Source organism: Nostocoides jenkinsii Ben 74, from assembly GCF_001046875.1.
In the GTDB taxonomy this organism is placed as follows: Bacteria; Actinomycetota; Actinomycetes; order Actinomycetales; family Dermatophilaceae; genus Nostocoides_A; species Nostocoides_A jenkinsii.
On record NZ_HF571038.1, the window covers coordinates 708,004 to 725,785 of the forward strand.

Annotated in this window: 14 protein-coding genes and 1 pseudogene; 9 read left to right on the forward strand and 6 right to left on the reverse strand. The window is 68.9% G+C overall.

Going from position 1 to position 17,782, the window contains the following annotated elements:
* Nucleotides 1–4: 4 nt before the first annotated feature.
* Nucleotides 5–700, forward strand: coding sequence for a dihydrofolate reductase family protein (locus tag BN13_RS03340; protein ID WP_048544419.1), 696 nt, complete (start codon nt 5–7; stop codon nt 698–700).
* Here BN13_RS03340 and BN13_RS03345 read toward each other — a convergent pair.
* Complete coding sequence (locus tag BN13_RS03345) at nt 694–1,896, reverse strand: alpha/beta hydrolase family protein (protein WP_084733538.1); 1,203 nt, start codon at nt 1,894–1,896, stop codon at nt 694–696. The two genes, BN13_RS03340 and BN13_RS03345, sit on opposite strands and share 7 nt — an antisense overlap.
* A gap of 71 nt (nt 1,897–1,967) precedes the next feature.
* Here BN13_RS03345 and msrB point away from each other — a divergent pair, with 71 nt between their 5' ends.
* The gene (gene msrB, locus BN13_RS03350; RefSeq protein ID WP_048544421.1) at nt 1,968–2,405 is read left to right on the forward strand and encodes a peptide-methionine (R)-S-oxide reductase MsrB; all 438 of its coding nucleotides are present in this window, start codon (nt 1,968–1,970) and stop codon (nt 2,403–2,405) included.
* Nucleotides 2,406–2,429: 24 nt separating this feature from the next.
* On the opposite strand, the gene hemQ is transcribed toward msrB, so the two are convergent.
* Together hemQ and hemG are read right to left on the reverse strand one after the other, a co-directional pair.
* A complete protein-coding gene (gene hemQ, locus BN13_RS03355) occupies nt 2,430–3,179 on the reverse strand; it encodes a hydrogen peroxide-dependent heme synthase (RefSeq protein ID WP_048544423.1) in 750 nt (249 codons plus the stop codon).
* A 4-nt stretch (nt 3,180–3,183) separates the two neighbouring features.
* Complete coding sequence (gene hemG, locus BN13_RS03360) at nt 3,184–4,581, reverse strand: protoporphyrinogen oxidase (protein WP_084733539.1); 1,398 nt, start codon at nt 4,579–4,581, stop codon at nt 3,184–3,186.
* 100 nt (nt 4,582–4,681) lie between these two features.
* Between hemG and BN13_RS03365 the strand changes: the two genes are divergently transcribed.
* Complete coding sequence (locus BN13_RS03365; RefSeq protein WP_048544427.1) at nt 4,682–5,731, forward strand: DUF4349 domain-containing protein; 1,050 nt, start codon at nt 4,682–4,684, stop codon at nt 5,729–5,731.
* Here BN13_RS03365 and hemE read toward each other — a convergent pair.
* Together hemE and BN13_RS03375 are read right to left on the reverse strand one after the other, a co-directional pair.
* Nucleotides 5,715–6,791, reverse strand: a complete 1,077-nt coding sequence (gene hemE / locus BN13_RS03370) for a uroporphyrinogen decarboxylase (RefSeq protein ID WP_407667889.1) — start codon at nt 6,789–6,791, stop codon at nt 5,715–5,717. The two genes, BN13_RS03365 and hemE, sit on opposite strands and share 17 nt — an antisense overlap.
* A gap of 101 nt (nt 6,792–6,892) precedes the next feature.
* Nucleotides 6,893–7,717 carry a DMT family transporter gene (locus BN13_RS03375; RefSeq protein WP_048544431.1) on the reverse strand — a complete coding sequence of 275 codons (825 nt, stop codon included), beginning with the start codon at nt 7,715–7,717 and terminating at the stop codon, nt 6,893–6,895.
* A gap of 89 nt (nt 7,718–7,806) precedes the next feature.
* Between BN13_RS03375 and BN13_RS03380 the strand changes: the two genes are divergently transcribed.
* From BN13_RS03380 to BN13_RS03405, 6 genes and pseudogenes are all read left to right on the forward strand, one after another.
* Nucleotides 7,807–8,391 carry a DUF3000 domain-containing protein gene (locus tag BN13_RS03380; RefSeq protein ID WP_048544433.1) on the forward strand — a complete coding sequence of 195 codons (585 nt, stop codon included), beginning with the start codon at nt 7,807–7,809 and terminating at the stop codon, nt 8,389–8,391.
* A 4-nt stretch (nt 8,392–8,395) separates the two neighbouring features.
* Nucleotides 8,396–9,613 carry an HRDC domain-containing protein gene (locus BN13_RS03385; RefSeq protein ID WP_048544435.1) on the forward strand — a complete coding sequence of 406 codons (1,218 nt, stop codon included), beginning with the start codon at nt 8,396–8,398 and terminating at the stop codon, nt 9,611–9,613.
* Nucleotides 9,614–9,722: 109 nt separating this feature from the next.
* Entirely contained in the window at nt 9,723–10,934 is a 1,212-nt protein-coding gene (locus BN13_RS03390) for a thiolase family protein (RefSeq protein ID WP_048544437.1), read from the forward strand.
* 3 nt (nt 10,935–10,937) lie between these two features.
* A complete protein-coding gene (locus BN13_RS03395; RefSeq protein WP_048544439.1) occupies nt 10,938–13,028 on the forward strand; it encodes a 3-hydroxyacyl-CoA dehydrogenase NAD-binding domain-containing protein in 2,091 nt (696 codons plus the stop codon).
* A gap of 188 nt (nt 13,029–13,216) precedes the next feature.
* Nucleotides 13,217–14,749, forward strand: coding sequence for a helix-turn-helix domain-containing protein (locus tag BN13_RS03400; RefSeq protein ID WP_048544440.1), 1,533 nt, complete (start codon nt 13,217–13,219; stop codon nt 14,747–14,749).
* Between the two features lie 380 nt (nt 14,750–15,129).
* Nucleotides 15,130–16,713: pseudogene (locus BN13_RS03405) on the forward strand (PhoX family protein); the annotation flags it as partial.
* Between the two features lie 173 nt (nt 16,714–16,886).
* Here BN13_RS03405 and BN13_RS18520 read toward each other — a convergent pair.
* Nucleotides 16,887–17,765: a D-hexose-6-phosphate mutarotase gene (locus BN13_RS18520; RefSeq protein ID WP_084733540.1), complete on the reverse strand. Its 879-nt coding sequence runs from the start codon at nt 17,763–17,765 to the stop codon at nt 16,887–16,889.
* Nucleotides 17,766–17,782: the final 17 nt, after the last annotated feature.

The following is a 17,782-nucleotide window of genomic DNA, read 5'->3' on the forward strand; positions in this document are numbered from 1 at the left end:
CCAGATGGACTTGAGACTCCTGCACGCCTCCTCGATCAGCACGGACGACCTCCGTGAGCTCTATGCGTATCCCGACCACCCGACCCTGAGGATGAACTTCGTGGCCACCCTCGACGGGGCCGCCAATGGCAGCGACGGACGGTCGGGGTCGATCAACAACCCCGCCGACAAGCTGGTCTACAACCTCAATCGCGAACTCTCCCAGGTCGTTTTGGTCGGGGCTCAAACGGCGCATGTCGAGGGATTCCGGCCAGCCGTCGACGGCGAACCACCGGTGGTGGCCGTCACCCGCTCCGGCCTCATCCCGCGCGAGTGGCGCACCTCCCCCGACGCCGCCGGGGGCGGAGCGATCCTGGTCACCTGCGCCGACGCCGCGACGCTGACGGACGCTCGCGATCTCCTCGGAGAGGAGCACGTATGGGTGCTCGGCGACCACGAGGTCGACCTCGCCGCGATGAAGGCTCGGCTCGTGGCCGCGGGCTGGACGCGCATCCTTTCCGAGGGCGGTCCGCGGTTCTTCTCCGCACTGCTCGCCGAGGGGCTCGTTGACGAGTTGGCCCTGTCGTATGTCGCGCGGCTCATCAGCGGCGACCATCACCCGCGCATCACCGAGGGGCGCCCGAGCGACGCGCATCTCACGCGTCGCCACCTGCTCGACATCGATGGGACCTTGATCGGGTTGTGGGACGTGAGCTACTGAGCCAGGTCGTCGAGGAAGCTTGTCACTGCCGCATCCCAGCGCTGCGGGTCGGTGTTCCACTCCTTGCAGTGCCGGGCGGTGTCCCACGGAACCCACGTGACCAGGTCGGGCCGAGCCCTGGCCAGCGCCAGCGACGGTCCGAACGGCACGAATTCGTCGTCCGCACTGTGAATCAGCAGCATGCGGTGCCGCAGTTCCGCCGCCCGCGCCACCCAATTGGTGCGCGCCACATCGACGCTCTCGTGCACCCCGACGATCCGTCGCGACCAGTGCCGGCCCATGATCGTATGGCTCAAGTGGTGGATCGGCGCGGGCACGTGGTTGAGCCGGGCATGGTGCTGCAGGACGTCGCCCCAGTCGACCACCGGCCCATCGAGGACGACGGCGCTCACCATCGCGGCCAACTCCGACCGGTCGAGGGTCTGCAGGACGATGGCACCGCCCATCGACCACCCGACGAGGACGACTGACCGCGCGCCGTGGGCCACGGCATACGCCAAAGCAGCGTCGATATCGCGCCACTCGGACAGGCCCAGGTTGTAGCGCCCGTCGGGGCCGGGCGGGGCGTCCTCGTCGTTGCGATAGGCAGGGATGAGGATCGTATGCCGCGTGGCCCGCAGCGGCGCCACCGCGCGCAGGCACTCCTCCCGCAACGCCCCGCGGCCGTGGACGAGGATCGCCCATCGTTGCGGGTCCTCCCCCGGCAGGAGCCAGGCGGGCATCGGCCCGACGTCGCTGTCGATCAGGACGTCCTCGGCTGCCAAGCCCAGGCTGACCGGAGGTGGACCCCAATAGAAGTAAGGATTCCAGCGCGCCGGCCCGGGCGCGAGCTCACCGGCATCGACCGCAAGCAGGTCCCGGGCAACCCGGGTCCCATCCGCCGACGTCCACCGGATCTCCCCCACGCGGGCATGACCGGCGCCGGCGTCGAACCACACGCCATACCGACCGGGGACGAGGGTTTCCGGGCCAGCGACGAACTCGACCTCCGCCGAGGTGACGCTCGCAATCTCGACGTCATCGGGTCGGTGGCGATCCGGGGTCAGGACCTTGCGGGCGAAGTAGGCCGCGCCGGCCAGGGAGGCAGCACCGGTGCCCACGACCGCCCCCGCCGAGAGCGCGGCCGCTCCGGCGACCAGGCGACCGATGGGTCTGCCGACTGCTCCGTTGTCACCGTCGAGCAGCGAATCGGGCATCGCGCCTCCCGGGATAAGCGGCGGCTACGCCGAGGCCCGCCACGACCATGAACAATCTATTGTGCAGTGCTATGAGCGGATTGGCGGGCGGCAGCAAGCAGTATGCGGTGAATCTTCCCGAGGACGAGTGGCGGGCGCGACTGACCCCCGCGGAGTTCCATGTCCTGCGGGAGGCCGGGACCGAGCGACCCTTCACCGGCGAGTTCACGGACAGCAAGGCCTCGGGCGTCTACGCCTGCCGCGCGTGCGGCGCGGAGTTGTTCACCTCGACCGAGAAGTTCGAGAGTCACTGCGGTTGGCCGTCCTTCTATGCCCCGCTGGCCGGGGACCGGGTCGAATACATCGAGGACCGGTCCCTGCCCGGACGCCCCCGGGTCGAGGTGCGCTGTGCCAACTGCGGTAGCCATCTCGGCCACGTCTTCGAAGGCGAGGGGTATGCGACGCCGACCGACCAGCGCTACTGCATCAACTCGATCTCGATGACCTTCCGCGACGCCGGCGCCGACTGAGCGACGCGCGAACCGGGTTGCGCCTCAACGCAACTCGCGGACGAGATCGGTGATCTCGCGGCGCGGGCCGGTGAAGAACGGGATCTCTTCGCGCACGTGCAGGCGGGCCCGCGAGGCTCGCAACTCGCGCATGAGATCGACAATGCGGTGGAGTTTGTCTGCCTCGAACGCCAACACCCACTCGTAGTCACCGAGCGCGAAGGACGCGATCGTGTTGGCGCGCACGTCGGGATAGTCGCGGGCCATCTGCCCGTGCTCCCGCAGCATGTCGCGACGTTCGGCATCCTCAAGCACGTACCAGTCGTAGGAGCGGACGAAGGGATAGACGCACACGAAGTTGCGGGCGTGCTCGTCGGCGAGGAAGGCCGGGATGTGGCTTTTGTTGAACTCCGCGGGTCGGTGCAGGGCCAGGTTGGACCACACCGGCTTCAGGTGCCGCCCCACACCCGTGCGCAGGAACGCCTTGTAGGCCCGCTGCAGCGACTCGGCGTCCTCCGCGTGCCACCAGATCATCAGATCGGCGTCGGCCCGCAACCCGGCGACGTCATAACACCCGCGGACCACGACATCCTCGGCGGCGAGGGCGCCGAGGAAGGTCTCGGCCTCCAGTGCCAAGGCGTCGCGATCCCCCTCGCCGATGGGCGTGTCGACGGCGAAGACCGACCACATGGCATACCGGATGGTGTCGTTGATCTCGCGCATGCGTGCGGGGCTGGGCTTGCCGGGATTGGGCTTGGCAGGGGTGGACGTAGCGGGGTTGGGACTGCTCGACATGGCCTCAGTCTCTCAACCCGAGATCGGTGGCCAACGCCCGGGCCGCCTCGCGGCCGGAGGCGATGACGGCCGGGATTCCCACCCCGGTGTATGCCGCGCCGGCCACCTCGAGCCGTGGCAGCGCCGACATGGCGGCCCGGATCCGGGCGACGCGGGTGAGGTGACCGACGGCATACTGCGGCAGTCCCCCACCCCACCGCTGAACATGGATGTCGAGCGGTGCCGGGAAGCTCAGCCCGGTGACCTGACCCAGTTCGCGCAGCGCGAGATCGGCCAAGTCGTCGTCGTGCTGCTGCAAGTCGGCCTCGTCTCCATGCCGGCCGAGGGACACGCGGACGTAGCGCACCGTTCGTGCGGCGTCGGCCAGCCAGCCCCACTTCTGGCTGCTGAAGGTGGCGGCCTTGATAGCGAGGCCTTCGATGGGCGGGACGAGGAAGCCCGAGCCGGACAGTTCCGGCGTCCCGGTTGTCGGGAAGGCGAAGGTCACCAGCGCCACCGAGGCCGTCTCGATCTCACTTAAGGCCTCGCCAGCGGACGGAGCCAACGGGCCGAGCAGCCGTCGGGTCGCCGCGGCCGGCGTGGCGAGGATGACGCCATCGCACTCGGTCACCCGGGCATCCGGAACCGGTCCGGACGTCACGTGCCACGCCGAGCCGGTGGACTCCACCGCGCGGACCATCTGGTGAGAGCGAACGGCTCCGCCTGCGTCCCGGATGGCCTGCTCGACCAAACCAGGCAGGTGACCCACTCCTCCCCGGATCCCGACAAACGGACTCGCTCCAGTGCCACTCAGGACGGCTTGTCGGTGCTCGGCAACGAGGTCGAGCAGAGGCCGGGCACGGGAGGCCGCGGCATACACCGTCGGCATGGTCGCGGCGAGCGAGAGGGAGGCGGCATGCCCGGCATACACCCCGCCGAGGAGCGGCTCGACCAGCCGGTCGACCACGGCGGGGCCGAGCGCGGCGCCGACGAAGTCGCCGACGCTGACATCGGAGTCGAGGCGCGGGTGGGGCCACTCGTCCCGCGCCCGCGCCTCCTCGGCCTCATCCAGGATGCCGCGGGCATCTGCGGCATCGCCGGGGATGCCCATGAGGGTGCCGCGCGGCAGCGGATGGAGGCGGCCACGGGAGAGGACCGACGCCGATGACGTGGCGGGCGTGACCAAGAGGTCGGCGGCACCGATTTCGGTGATCAGGTCCACGGCCTCCGGCCGCGTCGCCAACATGGACTCCGCCCCCACGTCGACCAACCGACCACCGATGACTTCCCGGCGCAGCTTCCCGCCGACCCGGTCCGCGCCGTCGAGAACGGTGACGTCGACGTCGCCTCGCCACCGCGAGACGAGTTCCCAGGCCGCACTCAGCCCGGCGATGCCACCACCGACGATAACGATTCGACGCACATACCCCACGATTGCACGCGAAGCTGGAACCGCCGACCCCCGGCCTGACGTCGACTCTCCATCACCGCCGCCATCGCACCGCGACTAGGGAGCCTCCGCCATGACCCGATCAGCATCGTCCACCCGTCCCCGCCTTGCCGGAGCCGCCGCGATCCTGGCCGCCGTCGCCCTCGTTGGTGGCTGCAGCGGCAGCGGAGACCAGAGTGCATCGGTTGGTGGAGCCGCTGCGTCATCGCCGAATACGGCATACGCCCAAGACAACGCGACCCGGTCGGCCGTCGGTTCGGCAGTGGGCAAGGACGGTGACACAAAGACGGAGAGTGGCGTCGACGTCGCCGATCAGAAACTCGTGCGCACCGCCACGTTGTCGCTGAAGGTCAAGGACATCGGCGAGGCGACCGCCAAGGTGCGCGCCATCAATCTCGCGGCCCAAGGGTTCGTCCTGTCGGAGAACATCGGCAGCTACCCGGCGAGCAGTACCTCCGACAGCCCCTCGAAGGTAGGAGTCAACCCGAGCACCTACGCCGTGCTGGTGATCTCGGTCCCGGTCGATGCCCTCGATCCGACGCTCGACAAGCTCCAGGCGATCGGGACCGTCCTCGACCGGCATTCCGAAACCGAGAACGTCACTGAGGAGTATGTCGATGTGCAGGCGCGCGTCACCTCGATGAAGAAGTCCGTCGCGCGCATCCAGGACCTCATCGACAAGACGTCCAATATCGACCAGTTGGTGAGGCTTGAGGACGAACTCTCGACCCGGCAGGCCAATTTGGAGGCGATTCAGGCGCGGCTGGCGAGCCTGGAGCGGCAGACGGCCCGCTCGCCGATCACCATCAATGTGACCACCGACCCCACGCTGGTCGAGGTCGAAGAGACGCCCGCCAGCGGATTCCTCGGCGGCCTGAAGAAGGGATGGAAGGCCTTCGTCGCCTCCATGGTCGCGCTGCTGACCGTGCTCGGGGCCGTCCTGCCGTTCCTGATCCTGCTCGGCATCGTGGCGCTGCCGTTCGCCTGGGTGTGGCGGCGCCGGCGTGCGGCCGCCAAGCCCAGCCGGGTGTATGCGGCGTCCTCACCGCAGCCGGGTACGTCGCCGAGGAAGACGTCGCCCGAGGCGACCGAGTCGGCCGAATCGGCTACGCGCGGTTCGTGAGTTCGTGCACGAGGGCGACCAGGCGGGTCAAGACCGTCGGGTCGGTCTCGGGCAGCACGCCGTGGCCGAGGTTGAAGACGTGGCCCGGAGCCGCCTCGCCCTCGTGGAGGATCCGCCGGGTTTGGGCTTCGAGCACCTCCCACGGGGCGAAGAGGAGGGCCGGGTCGAGATTGCCCTGCACGGCATACGAGCCGCCGACGCGACCGATCGCCTCGCCAAGGTTCACGCGGTAGTCGACGCCGATGACATCGGCGCCGGCGGTCGCCATCGATTCGAGCAACTCCCCGGTGCCGACGCCGAAGTGGATGCGCGGCACGCCGAGGCGGCCGATCTCGGTGAGGACGCGCGCGCTATGGGGGCGCACGTGCTGATCGTAATCCGCGCGGGACAGCGCGCCGGCCCAGGAGTCGAACAGTTGCACGGCGCTGGCCCCGGCCTCGACCTGGACGGTGAGGAAGGCCCCGGAGATCGTCGCCAGCCGCTCGCACAGGTCATGCCAGAGCTGCGGGTCGCCGTGCATCAGCGCCTTGGTCTTGACGTGATTGCGGCTTGGGCCGCCCTCGACCAGATAGCTGGCCAGCGTGAACGGGGCGCCGGCGAAGCCGATCAAGGGGGTCTCGCCCAGTTCGGCGACCAGGAGTCGCACCGACTCAGTGATGTCCGGAACCAGGTCGGGGGTCAGCGGCGGGAGCCGGTCGAGGTCGGCGCGTGTGCGAATGGGCTCGGCGACGACGGGACCCACCCCGGGGACGATGTCGATGCCGAGCCCGACCGCCGCGACGGGAACGACGATGTCGGAGAAGAAGATTGCGGCGTCGACGCCGTGCCGGCGGACCGGTTGCAGCGTGATCTCGGTGACCAGGTCTGGCCGGCGGCAGCTCTCCAGCATGGCGACGCCTTCCCGCAGCGCGCGGTATTCCGGCAACGAGCGTCCGGCCTGGCGCATGAACCACACGGGCGTATGCCGCGTCGCCTCCCCCCGCGCGGCGCGCAGTAGCGGGGCGTCGGCGAGCCGATCGCGAGCTGGGGTGCCGGGCGCGGTCACGTCAGGTGTAGTCAAGTCAGGGGCGGTCGCGTCGAGCGTGGGTCCGGAAGTCACGGCCCGAATCGTACGCCCGGGAGGGGTGGCACAAGGCCGGGACTGAGGCAGCTGGCGGGCGGCTAAGCCGCGGCGATCAGGACCACGCCCAGCATCGTCACGACGACCCCCGCGGTCTGGATGGGGCGGAGGCGCTCGCGGAGCACGGCATACGCCCACAGCGCTGTGACCACGGGATAGAGGGAGCCGAGGACGGCGGCGACGCTGACATAGCCATGGGACGAGGCGTAGGCGAACAGTGCGTTGGCAGTCAGGTCGGCCAGGCCGATGAAGGCGAGGGCCGGAACGTCGCGGCGGGTCATCCCGCCGGCACGACGCAACACCAGCGCGACGATGGCGAAGAGCAGGACGGAGGTGAGCCGCATACCCCAAAGCGTGTGCATGATGGAGGAGCGGCCGCCACGGTCGAGGCTGTAGAGCGTGATCCCGAAACCGAGACCGGCGCAGCAGGCCAAGAGGACGGGGCGACGCGCGAGGCCCGCATCGAGTTCCGGGCCGGAGGCGAGCAGGACGCCGGTGGCGGCGAGCGCCATACCCCCCCAGGTGACGCCCGAGGGTTCTTCACCGCCGAGGACCCCGAGGAGGACGGGGACGACGACGCCGAGGGAGGCGATCGGGGCGACCACGCCCATCGTGCCGGTGCTGAGGGCGGCATAGAAGCAGACGAGGGCGCAGGCCCCGCTGAACCCCGACAGCAGGGCCCAGACAGGCCAGGATCCGTCGGGCAACTCCCCCGAGGCGACGACGAGGCTCGTCATCACCACCAGGCTCAGTGCCTGCGACCAGCCGACGACGGCGGCCGCGGGGCGGCGCTTCGCCACCAGGCCCGCGGCGAAATCCGATGTCCCCCAAACGAGTGAGGACAACAGGGCGAGCAACGCGGTCACCGGGCGAGGTTATCGGTGGCCGGCGACACGCTGCCGCTCGTTTCATCAATACCGGCGCTGGGCCGAAGACACGCCCTAACCTGCAAGATGTGGCGAGCCGCTCCCTTCCTTCCGCGGCGCCGGCGGCCTTCGCCGCGGCGCTGGCGTCCTTGCGTGCCGCCCGGATTCGTCCCGAGTTGCGGTTGACCGAGGTGCCACCCCCGGCCCGGATCGCCCCGCACGCTGTGGCCCTCACGGCCGAGGTGATCGGTGGCTCTGACGACGACGATGACCTGGCGTCTGGCCGGTTCGTGCTGCTTCACGACCCTGCGTGCCCGGAGCCGTGGGGCGGGCCCTGGCGCATCGTGACCTTCGCGCGCGCGGAATTGGAGCCCGAGATGGGCATCGATCCGTTCCTCAGCGAGGTCGGTTGGTCGTGGCTGGTCGAGTCGTTGGAGTCGTATGCCGTGGAGTTCACGGCGGAGGCCGGCACCGTCACGACCGTGGTCTCGGAGAGCTTCGGCGGCCTGCGCGAGCGCGCCCGGGTGGTGGAGTTAGAGGTCCGGGCATCCTGGACGCCGACGGACGATGACCCGGCCGCCCACCTTGAGGCCTGGAGTGACTTGTTGTGCACCATCGCGGGACTCCCGCCGCTGCCGGAGGGAGTCGTCGCCCTTCCGGGAAGGCGCCGGTGACCAGATGACCCAACCTCCGATTTCGGCGACGCTCCCGCCCGCGGACTCCGTGCGGCCGCTGGCCGAGCCCGCGGACGGTGTGCCCGCGATCGTGGCCTCCGAACGGGCTCTCGATGAGACGGCTGCCGCGATCGCGGCGGGATCGGGCTCGGTGGCCATCGACGCCGAGCGCGCGTCCGGCTATCGCTATGGCCAGCGGGCCTATCTCGTGCAGGTGCGGCGCGAGGGGTCGGGCACGGCGCTGATCGACCCGATGGCCGTCCCCGACTTGGCTCCGCTCAACACCGCCATCAACGGCGCTGAGTGGATCCTCCACGCGGCCACCCAGGATCTCGCCTGCCTGGCAGAGGTCGGGTTGCGTCCGAAGCAACTGTTCGACACGGAGTTGGCTGCCCGACTTCTCGGTATGCCGCGCGTCGGCCTCGCCGCCGTCGTCGAGCACTATCTCGGGCTGACCCTCGCCAAGGAGCACTCGGCCGTCGACTGGTCGACCAGGCCCCTGCCGACGGACTGGTTGAAGTACGCGGCCCTCGACGTCGAAGTCCTCGGGGAAGTGCGCAACCTCATGGGCGTCGACCTCGCTCGATCCGGGAAGGCGGAGTGGGCCCGGCAGGAGTTCGCCGCGCTGATCACGTGGGCACCGGCCGTCAAGGTCGACCCGTGGCGCCGGACCTCGGGGCTACACAAGGTCCGCGGCGCCCGCGGGCTGGCCTACGTCCGTGAACTGTGGTTCGAGCGCGACCGGATGGCGGCCGAGCGCGACACCGCACCCGGGCGGGTGACCCCCGACGCGGTGCTGCTGGAAATTGCGCACCACGCGGTCGCCTCCCCCGGCACCCTTCCCGACGGGCCGCGCTCGATCGCGCGTGCCCGGCACAATTGGCTGGCCGCCCTGAACCGCGCCGATGCACTGCCCGAAAGCGAGTTGCCCCCGCCGTCCTTGCCCAACGACGGGCCCCCGCCCGCGCGCGCGTGGGCGGACAAGAATCCGGTCGCGGCCCGCCGGCTCGCCCAAGCCCGGGCGCTGCTGACAACGTTCGGGGAGGAGCACGACATACCGATCGAGAATGTCTGCTCCCCCGAACCGCTGCGGCGGGTCGTGTGGTCACCCCCGGACGATGCCCCCGAGGCCGGTGCGTTCGATGCCGCGCTCGCCGCCCAGGGCGTGCGTGCCTGGCAGCGAGAGATTGTGGTACCGATCTTGCAGCAGTCGTGGACGTGAGCGTCGTCACCGTGGCACCAGGCCCGCACTAAGCGATCGCTTAGTATCCTCGGGATGAACCCGGGGACGCCCCTGTGCGCCCGGACCAATCCCAACGAGGAGGAGCGCTGTGGCGCGTCAACGTCGTGAGGTCGTCTTCGTCGACGGGGTTCGGACCCCGTTCGGCAAGGCCGGCGCCAATGGCATGTATGCCGAGACCCGCGCGGACGATTTGGTTGTCCGGTGCATTCGTGAGCTGTTGGCGCGCAACCCACAACTGCCGCCGGAGCGCGTCGAGGAGGTCGCCGTCGCGGCGACCACGCAGATCGGCGACCAGGGCCTGACGCTGGGACGCATCGCCGCGTTGCTCTCCGGGCTTCCCAAGACCACCCCGGGCTACTCGATCGACCGGATGTGCGCGGGCGCGATGACGGCGGTGACGACGACCGCGGGCGCAATCTCGTTCGGCGCCATCGATATTGCGATCGCCGGCGGTGTCGAGCACATGGGCCGCCACCCCATGGGTGAGGGCGTCGACCCCAACCCGCGGATCGTCGCCGAGAAGCTCGTGGATCCCTCCGCGCTCGTCATGGGCAAGACCGCCGAGAACCTCCACGATCGCTTCCCGCAGCTGACCAAGGAGCGTTGCGATGCGTACGCCGTGGCGTCGCAGGACAAGCTCGCCGCGGCATACGCCGAGGGCAAGATCCAGCCCGACTTGGTGACGATGGCCACCCGAAGCGCCACCAAGGGCTACGGCCTCGCGACCGCCGACGAGCCACCCCGCCCCGGCACGACGATGGCGGATCTGGCCGCGCTGAAGACTCCCTTCCGGGCCCACGGTCGGGTCACCGCAGGCAATGCCGCCGGCCTCAATGACGGTGCCACCGCCTGCCTACTGGCCGAGGAAGAGACCGCGAAGGAACTCGGCCTCCCGGTACGGATGCGGCTGGTGGAGTTCGCTTTCGTCGGCGTTGAACCGGAGGTCATGGGCATCGGTCCGGTCCCCGCGGCCGAGAAGGCGCTGGCCAAGGCAGGCCTCACCATCGACGACATCGGCCTGTTCGAGCTCAACGAGGCGTTCGCCGTCCAGGTGCTCGCCTTCCTCGACCACTTCGGCATCGCCGACGACGATCCTCGCGTCAATCCGTATGGCGGTGCCATCGCCACCGGTCATCCCCTCGCCTCCTCCGGGGTGCGGCTGATGACGCAGCTGGCGCGGCAGTTCGAGGAGCACCCCCAGGTGCGCTATGGGATGACCGCCATGTGCATCGGCATCGGGATGGGCGGCGCCGTCATCTGGGAGAACGTCAACCACCCCGACTACGGCAAGGAGGCCTGAGCCATGAGCCAGACCACGACTGACAAGGCTGCCGCAGACTTCACGGGCGAGGTGGTGACCAAGGCGCTGGTGCAGGACGTCCGACTGCCGGGTGACGGTGGCGTGCTCGCCCTGATCACGCTCGACAACGGGTTCGATCACACCAAGCCCAACACCTTTGGGCCGGCGACGCTGGCCGGGCTCGCCGAGGTCGTGTCCACCCTGGAACAGCGGGCCGGTGCGGGCGAGATCGCGGCTGTTGCGATCACGGGCAAGCCGTTCATCTTCGCTGTCGGGGCCGACCTGACGGGCGTCCCGTTCATCACGCAACGCGCCCAGGCGCTGGAGATCGCCCAAGCCGGGCACGCGGTGTTCGCGCGGATCATGGATCTGCCGGTGCCGACGTTCGCCTTCGTCAACGGTGCAGCCATGGGCGGCGGCGTGGAGATCGCGCTCGCGTGCGACTACCGGACGATCTCTGCCGGAGTCCCTGCGCTGGCTCTCCCGGAGGCATTCCTCGGACTCGTGCCCGGGTGGGGTGGGTGCTTCCTCTTGCCTAACCTGATCGGCGCGCAGAAGGCACTGAAGGTGATCATCGAGAACCCGATGAACACCAACAAGATGATGAAGGGACCCGAGGCGGTCAAGCTTGGGATCGCCGACACGATGTTCGCGCCGGCCGACTTCCTCGAGGCCTCGATCGCCTGGGCAGCCGGGGTTCTCGCCGGCACCGTGACCGTCGAGCGGGCGCCCGTTGATCGTGACGAAACCACCTGGAATACCGCCGTCGCGATGGCCAAAGCCCTCGTCGATGTGAAGACGGGCGGGACTTCGCCCGCGCCATACCGCGCCTTGGAGCTGGTCTCCGCGGCGCGCACGGCCGAGCGCGCCGACGCCTTTGCAGCCGAGGACGAGGCGCTGGCCGACCTCCTCATGGGAGACCCGCTGCGGGCCGGGCTCTACTCCTTCGACCTGGTGCAAAAGCGGGCGAAGCGACCGGCCGGAGCGCCGGACAAGGCGCTCGCGCGGCCGGTGACGAAGGTCGGGATCGTGGGCGCCGGGTTGATGGCGGCACAGTTGGCCCTGCTGTTCGCCAAGAGCCTGGAGGTCCCGGTCGTGATGACCGACCTGGACCAGGAGCGCGTCGACAAGGGCCTGGCCTATGTTGCCGCGCAACTGAGCGATCAGGTCGGCAAGGGCCGAATGGGTCAGGACACCGCCAACAAGATCGGTGCCCTGGTCACGGGCGCCACCGACAAGGCGGGCTTCGCGGACGCCGACTTCGTCATCGAAGCGGTGTTCGAGGAGATGAGCGTCAAGAAGCAGGTCTTCGCCGAAGTCGAGGCCGTCGTGAGCGCCGAGTGCGTGCTGGCGTCCAATACCTCCTCGCTGTCGATCAGTGAGATGGCCGCGGACCTGGTGCACCCGGAGCGGGTCGTCGGCTTCCACTTCTTCAACCCCGTTGCGGTGATGCCGCTGCTGGAGATCATCCCGGGCGAGCAGACCGACGATGCCGCCCTGGCCACGGCGTTCGCGGTCGGGAAGGCGCTGCGCAAGACCACAATCCGCGTGAAGGACAGCGCGAGCTTTATCGTCAACCGCCTGCTCGGGCGATTCATGGGCGAATACAGCCGCATCGTCGACGAGGGCACCCCGGTGGCCACCGCCGACCGCGCGGTCGCGGGGATCGCACCCATGCCGCCATACGTGCTGCTTGGCCTGGTGGGACCCGCGATCGCGCTGCACAACGCACAGACGCTGGTCAGGGCGTTCGGTGACCGCTTCTATATCTCGCCAACCATCGAGGCCCTGGTGGCGGCCAAGAAGCCGACCTTCGATGTGTCGATGCAGGTGCCGGCGGAGTCGCCCGTCGAGTTGAGCTCGCCGGAAGCTCGCGAGCGGATCCTGTCGGCGATTGCGGACGAGATCGGCATCATGCTGGCCGATGGCGTCGCGCAGGCGCCGATGGACATCGACCTGGCGATGATCACGGGCGCCGGATTCCAGTTCTGGAATGGCGGCATCTGCCCGCTCCTGGACCGGGAGGGCGTCTCCGAAAAGGTACTCGGCCGTCGCCTCCTCCCCGCCGGAGTGGCCAGCGTCCCCGCCGGCTAGGTCGCTCGCCCCCCCGGACCCGAACTTGAGCACGCCTTACGAACTTGAGCACGTCTTGGAAGACGTGCTCAAGTTCGTAAGGCGTGCTCAAGTTCGATGGGAGGGGCGAGCGTGCGGGGGCGGGGGCGCGACGCCACGATAGGCGAGGTCACGGCGCCAATCTCATATGTGAGGTATGCTTGGTGACTGTGTCCGACGATTACTTGAACCGCATCGGCAACCTCATCCGGGATGCGCGGCGTCATAAGGGAATGACCCAGACCGACCTCGCCACCTCACTCGGCACCAGCCAGAGCGCCGTTGCGCGCATCGAGCAGGGTGGCCAGAACCTCAGCCTGGAGATGCTCGCGCGCATCGGCGAGGCGCTCGACAGCGAGTTCGTCTCGCTCGGGCATTCGCAGCCGCAGCACCTTCGCGTTGTCGGCGGGGCACAGCTGTCCGGCTCGATCGAGGTCAAGACCTCCAAGAACGCCGCGGTCGCCCTGCTCTGCGCCGCGCTGCTCAACAAGGGCCGCACGACCCTGCGCAGCCTCGCCCGCATCGAGGAGGTCAACCGGATCATCGAGGTGCTGGGCTCGATCGGAGTCAAGACGCGGTGGCTCCCGGGCTCCAGCGACCTGGAGATCATCCCGCCGGCGCGCGTGGACCTCGACGCGATCGACGTCGACGCGGCTCGTCGCACCCGCACGGTCATCATGTTCCTCGGGCCGCTGCTGCACGAGTTCGACTCTTTCCGCCTGCCGTATGCCGGTGGCTGCGACCTCGGCACCCGCACCATCGAGCCGCACCTCATCGCACTGCGTCACTTCGGACTCAATGTCGTTGCGACACACGGTTTTTATGACTGCAGTGCCGATATCGGCGCCGGTCCGGCGAAGCCGATCGTCCTCACCGAGCGCGGCGACACGGTCACCGAGAACGTCCTGATGGCGGCGGCGCGCCATGACGGTGTCACCGTCTTGCGCAACGCCTCCTCCAACTACATGGTCCAAGACCTTTGCTTCTTCCTGCAGAAGCTCGGGGTGCAGATCGACGGGATCGGCACGACGACGCTGACCGTGCACGGCAAGCGTGAGATCGACGTCGACGTCGAATACCAGCCCAGCGAGGACCCCATCGAGGCGATGAGCCTCCTAGCCGCCGCGGTCGTCACCGATTCCGCCATCACCATCAAGCGCGTCCCCATCGAGTTCCTTGAGATCGAGATGGCGACCTTGGAGACGATGGGGATGCAATACGAGGTGACTCCCGAATACACCTCGGCGAACGGCCATACGCGCCTGGTGGATCTCACCACCGTGCCGGGGCCGCTGAAGGCGCCAGCCGACAAGATCCACCCCATGCCCTTCCCGGGTCTCAATATCGACAATCTGCCGTTCTTTGCCCTCATAGCCGCCAAGGCCGATGGCACGACGATGATCCACGACTGGGTCTATGAGAACCGCGCCATCTATCTCACCGAGCTCACCAAAATCGGCGTGCGGGTGCAGTTGCTCGACCCCCACCGCGTCATGATCTCGGGCCCCACGCCGAAGTTCCGTGCCGCCGAGGTCGTCTGCCCGCCGGCCCTGCGTCCCGGCGTGGTCGTCCTGCTGGCGATGTTGGCCGCGCCCGGTACGTCGGTGCTGCGCAATGTCTACGTCATCAACCGTGGGTATGAGGATCTGGCCCAGCGTCTCAACGCCCTCGGCGCGACGATCGAGACCTTCCGCGACATCTGATCGCCTGCTCCGCCCAACGCGGGCGGTGGCCGAGTTTGACAGAAAACGTCAACCGGTTGCCGCCCGCGTGTCATTTTCCGTTCCCCACCTCGACCCCGCCTTCTTGACACGCTGACCGGGCCACTTCGGCCCCGTCCGTCCCCCTTCGGAGGCATCCCATGACGATTCCCCTTCGCCGCGACCTGCCCATGGCCGGTCTGACCCACGGCAAGCGCAGCCCGCTGACCTGTGCCCTGCGGTGCGGCAACCAGTGCGCCCACGCGGCGCCCAACCCGACGAGCAACCCAACCTTCCGCGACATCGCGGCATCCGCCCTCAGCCGCCGAGCGGCGCTGACCGGAGCGGGCGGCCTGAGCCTGTCGTTGCTCGCCGCCCCGGCCATGGCCAGCGAGGATCAGCGCACAGCCGCACCGCTTGCCTTCGCGACCATCGCTCCGGTGGCCGCCGACGTTGACGACGTCACGGTCCCGCGTGGCTATCGCTGGGACGCGATCCTGCGCTGGGGCGACCCGTTGTTCCCGGGCGTCCCAAATCTCACGGCCACCGGCACCACCGCGGCCGATCAAGCCAAGCAGTTCGGCTATAACTGCGACTACCTCGACATCATCGTCGACAAGGGCAGCACGACCAAGGCCGTGCTCGTGGCGAATCACGAATACACCAACGAGAACATCATGTTCGCGCCCGACACTGACGCCGAGACGATCGCGCGCACGGCCTGGGCAGCCCATGGCCTGTCCGTCGTGGAACTGCGTCGCGCCGCTGCAGGCAAGCCGTGGCGTTATGTCGTGGGCGGTCGCCGCAACCGCCGGATCACCCTGGACAGCACCACCTTTGCCGTCGACGGTCCGGCGGCCGGGTCGACCCTGCTGCAGACTCCGGCAGACCCGACCGGCAAGGCCGTCATCGGCACGATGAACAACTGCTCCGGCGGCACGACTCCCTGGGGAACGGTGCTCTCGGGCGAAGAGAATTTCCACCAGTACTTCTACGCGGCCGGCACCACGCCCCAAGAAGCCCGCTATGGCCTCGGCACCTCCGGTGACAGTCGCCGGTGGCGCGACTTCGACCATCGCTGGGACGCCACATCCGCCGCCGGTGCCAATGAGCCCAACCGCTTCGGTTGGATCGTCGAGGTCGACCCGCAGAATCCGACGTCGACCCCGGTCAAGCACACGGCGATGGGCCGACTCAAGCACGAGGGCGCCAATGTCATCATCGCCGCGAATGGCAAGGTCGTGGCCTACATGGGTGATGACGAGCGCTTCGAATACGTCTACAAGTTCGTCTCGCGCGACCGCTACGACGGCTCCGGCACGGCCGCGGCGCGCGCCAAGAACAAGCGCCTGCTGAGCAATGGCGATTTGTTCGTCGCGCGCTTCACCGGTGATGGCCTCGAGGACGGCATCAGCGACGGCACCGGCGTGTGGTTGCCGCTCACGAAGGCCGGCGCGTCCGTCGTGCCGGGTATGTCGATTGAGGAGGTCCTCGTCTACACCCGCCTGGCGGCCGACACGGTCATGCCGACCAAGATGGACCGCCCGGAGGACGTGCAGCCGAGCCTGAAGTCCCGGCGCATCTATGTCGCCTGCACCAACAACAGCAAGCGCACCGCCACCGATATCGATGAGGCGAACCCGCGGCCGGCTAACAAGGACGGGCACATCGTCGAGATCATCGAGACCAACAACTCCAACACCGCCTCGACCTTCCGGTGGAACCTGCTGCTCATCTGTGGTGACGCCTTGTCGGCGGGCACTTACTTCGGTGGCTACACCGGGCCGGTGTCGCCGATCTCCTGCCCCGACAATCTGGCCTTCGACTCCACTGGTCACCTGTGGATCAGCACCGACGGTCAGCCGGGGTCGATCGGCCTCGCCGACGCCCTCCACCACGTCGCACTCGCGGGACCGGAACGCGGCCGCGTCCGTCAGTTCTTGGCGGTCCCCGCTGGCGCCGAGACATGTGGTCCGGTGATCCACGACAAGGATGGGTCTGTCTTCGTGGCGGTGCAGCACCCCGGTGAGGACGGCTCGTGGGAGGCACCACAGTCGCTCTTCCCCGACTTCGTCACCCCGGGCTCGACCCCCCCCGGGGGCCGGGAAGTTCGCCGGCCCCCGACCGAGCATCGTCCAGGTCACTCGGCGCTGAGTCGCTGGCCGATCTCGGCGCGCGTCCCCGGCGCCACCGTGAGGTGGTCGTCGAGGACGCGGGCGGACTCGACGCACACGAAGTGCGGCCACGCGTCGCCGAGATCGGCCATCCCGGCTGCCTTGTCCCCGAACGGATTCCACACCACCGTCTGGGCATTGCCGACCCCCGTCGCCAGCACAGTCCGACTCAGTCCGGGGTCGTGCACGCTCACCGGGGTCGCCCGGGCATACACCCGATCGGTCTCGCCCACGAGCACGACGGGGCCCTCCTGCCGCTTCCGGACTCCCCCGGCCACCTTGTCCACGTAGCCGGCACCATCGAGACCGTCCAGACGGACGTCGCGCACATCACCCACGCGTAGGTACGTGTGAAGCGCCCACTCGACGTCGAGGGCCCGCTCCCCCGCCTGCACGGCGAGCACCACAGTGAGCGTGCTCCCCATCGTCACCGAGAGAGTGAACACCGCGTCCTGGTCGTATGCCGCGCCGCCCGGCGCCGCGGCATACTCACCGCTGGTGAGGCGCAGGATGACGCGCACGTCGTCCTCGTCCCGGGTGACGTCGGCGACGCGCCACGCCGAGGTGCGCAGGAACCCGTGGGCCGGGGTCCGGTCGCCATTGCGGCCCGGGCCGAACCACGGCCCGCAGAGCGGAATGCCGCCGCGGATGGCTTTCCCTGGTGAGAAGCTCGTGTGCGGCGAGACAAAGAGCACGTCCGCGGACTGGCCGGTCGGTCGCCACGAGGTGACGGTGGCACCGTTGAGGCTGATCTCTCCGGCGACAGCGGGAGTGGCGATGCGCAGTCGGGCGCTGCCCCCGCTCTCGTCGAGTGCTACTCCGTCAGGGAGGGCCGAATCCGTCATGGGCGCAGGCTATCGAG